At 67.7% G+C, this 6,094-nt stretch carries 6 protein-coding genes; 5 read left to right on the top strand and 1 reads right to left on the bottom strand.

Annotation, left to right across the window (positions count from 1 at the left end):
- Positions 1–687: 687 nt before the first annotated feature.
- The 3 genes from ACWCOV_RS16570 to ACWCOV_RS16560 all read left to right on the top strand — a co-directional run bounded on the left by ACWCOV_RS16570 (position 688) and on the right by ACWCOV_RS16560 (position 3,904).
- Positions 688–2,010: an ABC transporter substrate-binding protein gene (locus ACWCOV_RS16570; RefSeq protein ID WP_449830111.1), complete on the top strand. Its 1,323-nt coding sequence runs from the start codon at positions 688–690 to the stop codon at positions 2,008–2,010.
- A 93-nt stretch (positions 2,011–2,103) separates the two neighbouring features.
- A complete protein-coding gene (locus tag ACWCOV_RS16565) occupies positions 2,104–3,072 on the top strand; it encodes a carbohydrate ABC transporter permease (RefSeq protein WP_449830110.1) in 969 nt (322 codons plus the stop codon).
- The gene (locus ACWCOV_RS16560) at positions 3,065–3,904 is read left to right on the top strand and encodes a carbohydrate ABC transporter permease (RefSeq protein ID WP_449830109.1); all 840 of its coding nucleotides are present in this window, start codon (positions 3,065–3,067) and stop codon (positions 3,902–3,904) included. The genes ACWCOV_RS16565 and ACWCOV_RS16560 overlap by 8 nt, the downstream gene beginning before the upstream one ends.
- 41 nt (positions 3,905–3,945) lie before the next feature.
- On the opposite strand, the gene ACWCOV_RS16555 is transcribed toward ACWCOV_RS16560, so the two are convergent.
- Positions 3,946–4,755 carry a hypothetical protein gene (locus ACWCOV_RS16555; protein WP_449830108.1) on the bottom strand — a complete coding sequence of 270 codons (810 nt, stop codon included), beginning with the start codon at positions 4,753–4,755 and terminating at the stop codon, positions 3,946–3,948.
- A 104-nt stretch (positions 4,756–4,859) separates the two neighbouring features.
- On the opposite strand from ACWCOV_RS16555, the gene ACWCOV_RS16550 reads away from it, so the two are divergent.
- Positions 4,860–5,462: a TetR family transcriptional regulator gene (locus ACWCOV_RS16550; protein WP_449830107.1), complete on the top strand. Its 603-nt coding sequence runs from the start codon at positions 4,860–4,862 to the stop codon at positions 5,460–5,462.
- Positions 5,459–6,055 (top strand): DUF2867 domain-containing protein, encoded by a 597-nt coding sequence (locus ACWCOV_RS16545; protein WP_449830106.1) that lies wholly within the window; start codon positions 5,459–5,461, stop codon positions 6,053–6,055. The genes ACWCOV_RS16550 and ACWCOV_RS16545 overlap by 4 nt, the downstream gene beginning before the upstream one ends.
- Positions 6,056–6,094: the final 39 nt, after the last annotated feature.

Genomic DNA, 6,094 nt, shown 5'->3' with positions numbered 1-6,094 from the left:
GGCGGGACGGGTGGGCTGGCCCCACCGAGGGGATGTCCCCTCGAACGCCGGGTTCTCCGCTCGTCTGCGAGGAGAGAAGGCGCAACTCGAGGGGTTATCCCCTCGCAGCGGAGACGTGCGGCGGGGGACGTGCAGACCGGCCGAGTCGGAGGGGATATCCCCCGGACGCCGGGTTCTCCGCTCGCCTGCAAGGGGAGAAGGCGCAACTCGAGGGTTACCCCCTCGCAGAGGAGACGTGCGGCGCGGGACGTGCGGGCTGGCCCCACCGAGGGGATATCCCCTCGGACGCCGAGTTCTCCGCTCGTCTGCGAGGGGAGAAGGCGCAACTCGAGGGGTTATCCCCTCGCGGCGGGGACGTGGGGCGGGGGACGTGGGCGGGGGACGTGGGGCGGGGGACGTGGGGCGGGGGACGTGGGGCGGGGGACGTGGGGCGGGGGGAGGTGGGGCGAAGCTGCTGCCGAGGGGGCGATGATGGGACTCTTTCAAGACTCTGTGAAATCGGGTGGTTTCGGAGGGTGTCGGATTGCGTTTGCCGGGGGGGTCCGGGAGGTTGGGGACGTCACGAGGTAGTAACGAACCTGCGTGAACTGAACCGGTTAGGGTTTCGAAACTTAACCGGTTAGGCCACTATGGGGCCGATCCGCCTCCGCAGGTCCGCGGGGGCTCGACGGGACGAGGGAGTCCGACGTGAGACTGCGTTCGCTTGTAGCCGCAGCAGCGGTGACCGCCCTGGGAATCAGCCTGGCCGCCTGCGGTGGCAGCGACTCGGGCGATTCCTCCGGCGGCAGCTCGGGTGGAGACCAGACGCTGACCTACTGGGCCAGCAACCAGGGCACCAGCCTGGACAACGACAAGGAGGTGCTGACCCCGGTCCTGCAGAAGTTCACCCAGGAGACCGGGATCAAGGTCAACCTCGAGGTGATCGGCTGGAACGACCTGCAGACCAGGATCCAGACCGCGATCACCTCCGGCCAGGCGCCGGACGTGGTCAACATCGGCAACACCTGGGCCGCGTCGCTGCAGGCGACCGACGCGTTCCTGCCGTTCGACGGCGACGCGATGACCGCGATCGGCGGGAAGGACAAGTTCGTGCCGACGGCCCTGGCGACCGGCGGCAAGGAAGGCACCGACCCGACCTCGGTCCCGCTCTACGGCCTGGCGTACGGCCTGTACTACAACAAGGCGATGTTCGCCGCGGCCGGGCTGCAGCCGCCGAAGACCTGGGAAGAGATGGTCACCGCGGCCAAGAAGCTGACCAACCCGGCGAAGAACCAGTACGGCATGGCGCTGGCGGCCGGCAGCTACACCGAGAACGTGCACTTCGCGTTCATCAACGCCGCGCAGAACGGCGCCGACTGGTTCGACAAGGACGGCAAGCCGACCTTCACCGGTGACGGCCAGGTGCAGGGCGTGCTGCGGTACCTCGACCTGATGCAGAAGGACAAGGTCGCGAACCCGTCCAACGCGCAGTACGACAACGGCACCAAGTCGGTGAACGACTTCGCGAACAAGAAGGTCGCGATGATCATCAACCAGAACAACGCCGACTCCTCGATCGCCGCCAACGGCATGAAGAGCAGCGAGTACGGCGTGGTGGCCTTCCCGGCGCCCCAGGGCGCGGCCAACCAGACCGCGAGCCACGTGGCCGGGATCAACCTGTCGATCTTCAAGAACACCAAGAACAAGGACGCGGCGCTGAAGTTCGTGAAGTACATGACGGACGCCAGCACGCAGGCCACGCTGGGCAAGCCGTTCGCCTCGCTGCCGGTGCTGAAGGACGCGAAGCCGGTCTTCACCGACAACGCCGAGGAGGCCGCGACCTTCCAGGACATCTACAACACCAAGTCCAAGCCGCTGCCGCTGGTGCCGGCCGAGGACCAGTACGAGAGCACCGTGGGCAAGGCGATGAACGCGATGTTCGCCAAGATCGCCACCGGCGGGACGGTGACCGCCGACGACGTGAAGGCGGCGCTGAAGACCGCCGAGGATCAGGTGGCCGCGAGCAGCTGACGCACCAGCAGGTGGCCCGGGCGTGCGGCACGCCCGGGCCATCGACCACGTCAGCCGACCATTGCGATCCCCAAGGACAGGAGGCGACCCAGGATGGCCGTCGCCACGGCGGAAGCGCCGGTGAAAACCGCCAAACCCAAGCGCGGGCCGGAGCGCCGGCCCGGTCTGAGCCGGTGGCTCCCCTACCTGCTGCTGGCCCCGGCAGTGCTGCTCGAACTGCTCATCCACATCATCCCGATGCTGGTCGGGATCTGGATGAGCTTCGTCAAGCTGACCAAGTTCTACATCGCGAACTGGTCCGCCGCGCCCTGGGCCGGGCTCGGCAACTACAAGGTGGCGGTCGACTTCGACAACGCCGTCGGCGAGGGGCTGCTCAAGTCCTTCGGCGTCACGGTCGCGTTCTCGCTCATCACGGTCGCGCTGTCCTGGGTGCTCGGGATGGCCGCGGCCGTCGCGCTGCAGCCGCCGTTCCGCGGCCGCAGCTGGGTCCGCACGCTGTTCCTGGTGCCTTATGCGCTGCCGGCGTACGCGGGGATCCTGACCTGGAACTTCATGCTGCAGCGCGACACCGGCATCGTGAACCACATCCTGGTCGACAACCTCGGGCTGACCAGCGACCGGCCGTTCTGGCTGATCGGCGGCAACGCGCTGACCTCGCTGATCGTCGTCGCGGTCTGGAAGCTGTGGACGTTCGCGTTCCTCACCCTGATGGCCGGGCTGCAGAGCATCCCGCGCGACGTCTACGAAGCGGCCGCCGTGGACGGCGCCGGCAACCTGCGGCAGTGGCGCAACATCACGCTGCCGTCGCTGCGGCCGGTCAACCTGGTGCTCGTGCTGGTGCTGTTCCTGTGGACGTTCAGCGATTTCAACACGCCGTACGTGCTCTTCGGTACGGCGCAGCCGCCGGCGGGTGACCTGATCACCTTCCACATCTACAACGCGTCGTTCCTGACCTGGAACTTCGGCACCGGGGCGGCGATGTCCGTGCTGCTGCTGATCTTCCTGATGGTCGTCACCGGCATCTACCTGCTCGTCACCGGAAGGAGGTCGCGTCGTGCGTGAGACCAGGGGCTTCAAGATCTACCGGGGCGCCGTCCTGGGCGTCCTCGGCCTGTTCGTGCTGATCCCGCTGTACGTGATGGTCACGTCGTCGCTGAAACCGCTGAAGGACGTCCAGGGCGCCTTCACCTGGTGGCCGTCGAACCTGACGCTGACGCCGTTCGTGGACATGTGGAAGACGGTGCCGCTGGCCCGGTACTTCGTGAACAGCACGATCGTCTCGGTGGCCGCGACGGTGTTCTCGGTCGCGATCGCGATCCTGGCCGCGTTCGCGGTGTCGCGGTTCCGGTTCCGCGGCCGGACCGTGTTCACCACCACGGTGCTGTCGACCCAGATGTTCCCGGGGGTGCTGTTCCTGCTGCCGTTGTTCCTGATCTTCGTGAACATCAACAACGAGTTCGGGCTGCAACTGGTCGGGACGCGGCTCGGCCTGATCATCACCTACCTGACGTTCAGCCTGCCGTTCTCGATCTGGATGCTGGCCGGGTACTTCGACAGCATCCCGCGGGAGCTGGACGAGGCCGCGCTGGTGGACGGGTGCGGCCCGATGGGCGCACTGTGGCGCGTGGTGCTGCCGGCCGCCCGGCCCGGGGTGATCGCGGTCGCGATCTACTCGTTCATGACCGCCTGGGGTGAGGTGCTCTTCGCGTCGGTGATGACCACCGAGGCCAACCGCACGCTGTCGGTCGGCCTGCGCCAGTACTCCACCCAGACCAACATCTACTGGAACCAGATCATGGCCGCCGCCCTGGTGGTCTCGATCCCGGTCGTGATCGGCTTCCTGCTGGCCCAACGCCACTTCGTGGCCGGCGTCACCGCGGGCGCCGTGAAGTAGGCACGACCTGGTAGGGCCTCCCGGCGACGGGAGGCCCTACGTCAGTACGACGACGGGCCGTAGATGTTCACCGAGGTGGAGTAGCTGGACGCGCTCCGGCCGTTCTTGGCGATCGTCGCTCCGGACACCCCGTGGCAGGAGAGCCGGTAGCCGCCGGCCTTGCCGTTCATGACCACGCTGGGGCCGCTCGCCGCGTGACCGGCGTTGTTCGCGGCGAAGGTGACGATCTGCTGCCGGACGGCCGCGTCGGCGATGAAGATCGGCAGCACCCCAGCCAAGCCGACCTTCAGTGTGGCGAGCGCCTCTTTCGGTCCCTGCGGGTACTCCCCCTGGCCGCTCGCGCGCCCGCCCACGTCGATGTTCGCGATCTGGTTCTTCAGCTTGTAGTCGCGATCGATGCCGATCTCCAACTTGCCGCGGGCGCACTCGATGCCGAGGACGTTGTCCTCCTTGCAGGCATACCCCTTCGCCTTGAGCTGCGCGAGGGCTGTGGTGACCGTGATCCCGGGGAAGCAGCCGTTGCAGGCCGCGGGCGCGGACGGACTTGCCGGTTGGCTGGGCTGTGAGCTGGGACTGCCACCGGTCGTCGGGGTTTCCGACGGCCTGTCGTCGGTGGGACGGCTCGCGGACGGCGAGGTCGGGGTGCCGGCGGTGTACTCGGAGCCGCCGGTGAAGCGGCTGACGACGAAGATCCCGGCGCCCAGCACCACCAGCACGACCACCACGCTGAACACGATCGGCATGGTCTTGTTGCCGCCCTTCGGCGGCGGGGGCGGCGGCGGATAACCCTCGCCGTACTGCGGCTGCCCGTACGGCGACTGGCCCGGGTAACCGTTCTGTTGGTTGCTCACCGCCACAATGTAGTGATCCGGAGGCTCAGTGTTGCCAGGCTCACGTTGCGCCTCCCGGCCGAACTTACATACATTCATGTACGTAGGTTTCAGCAGGAGGAAGCATGCGTACGACGCAAGCCGAACGACGAGCCCGGACCCGGGCGGCGATCCTCGAGTCGGCCGCCCGCGGACTGTCCCGGTTCGGGTACGGCAACCTCGTCCTCGAGCAGGTCGCCGCCGACGCGGGCTACACCCGCGGCGCGCTCTACCACCTGTTCAAGAACAAGGAAGAGCTCACGCTCGCGGTGCGCGAGTGGGTCATCGCGACCTGGGACGAGGAGGTCGGCGCGGCGGTCCGGGCGGAGGCCGATCCGGTCCAGGCGCTGCTGACGCTGGCGCGCCGGCACGCGGTGTTCTGCCGGCGTGACATCGCGCGAGTGGCGGTGGCGCTGCGGCTGGAGTTCTCGGGTCAGGATCACCCGGTCGGCCGGCAGATCGAGGAGAACTACGAGCAGTTGGTCGCCATCGTCGCCGGGTTGGTCAGGGCAGGCCGCCGTACCGGAGCAGTGCCGTCGGGTGCGTCGGCCAAGGTTGTCGCGAGCGCCTTCGTGGGGGCGCTCGAAGGCACTGTCATCGCCCTTGCCGGGCAGGTGCCGCACGACGAGCAGTACGCCGTTCGCGCGGTTGCCGGGGTGTTGAGGATTTCTCTGGAGGGAGAGCAATGAAGCTGCCGAAGTCCGCGTACACGGATCCGCCGTGGCGGATGCACGAGATCGATGAGGGGTTCACGGTCGAGGACGTCTGGGCGTTGCCGACGCCCGGCGGTCCGGACGACTTCCCGAAGCTGGTGCGGATGATGTCGGGCGGGGACACCAGCGACAACCCGTCCTGGATCGCCCGGACGCTGTTCGCGATCCGCTGGAAGCTCGGCGAGTGGTTCGGCTGGGACAGCCCGGACGCGAAGGTCGGCTCGCGGGTGGCGACCTTGCGCGACCGGCTGCCTGCCGATCTGCGCGACGGACCGGCCGGGCCGGAGTTCGGCAAGCTCCCGTTCAGCTCGGTGTTCCTGACCAAGGACGAGTTCGCCGCCGAGATGTCCAACAAGACCTGCCACGCGGTCATGCACCTGACCTGGGTCCCTGACGGCAGCGGCGGCTACCACAGCCAGATGGCCGTCCTGGTCAAACCGAACGGCCGCCTGGGCGCGCTGTACATGGCGGCGATCCTGCCGCTCCGCCACATCCTCGTCTATCCCCCGCTGCTCAAGGGCATCGGCCAGGAGTGGGCGAATCAGGCCAACAACTTCTCACCCCAGTAGGAGTCCTTGAAGCCGAACGGCTACCCTTACTCAAGGTAG

Source organism: Kribbella sp. NPDC002412 (assembly GCF_053592935.1).
The sequence above is the reverse complement of the archived record's forward strand: the minus strand, read 5'-3'. Positions and strand labels throughout refer to the sequence as shown.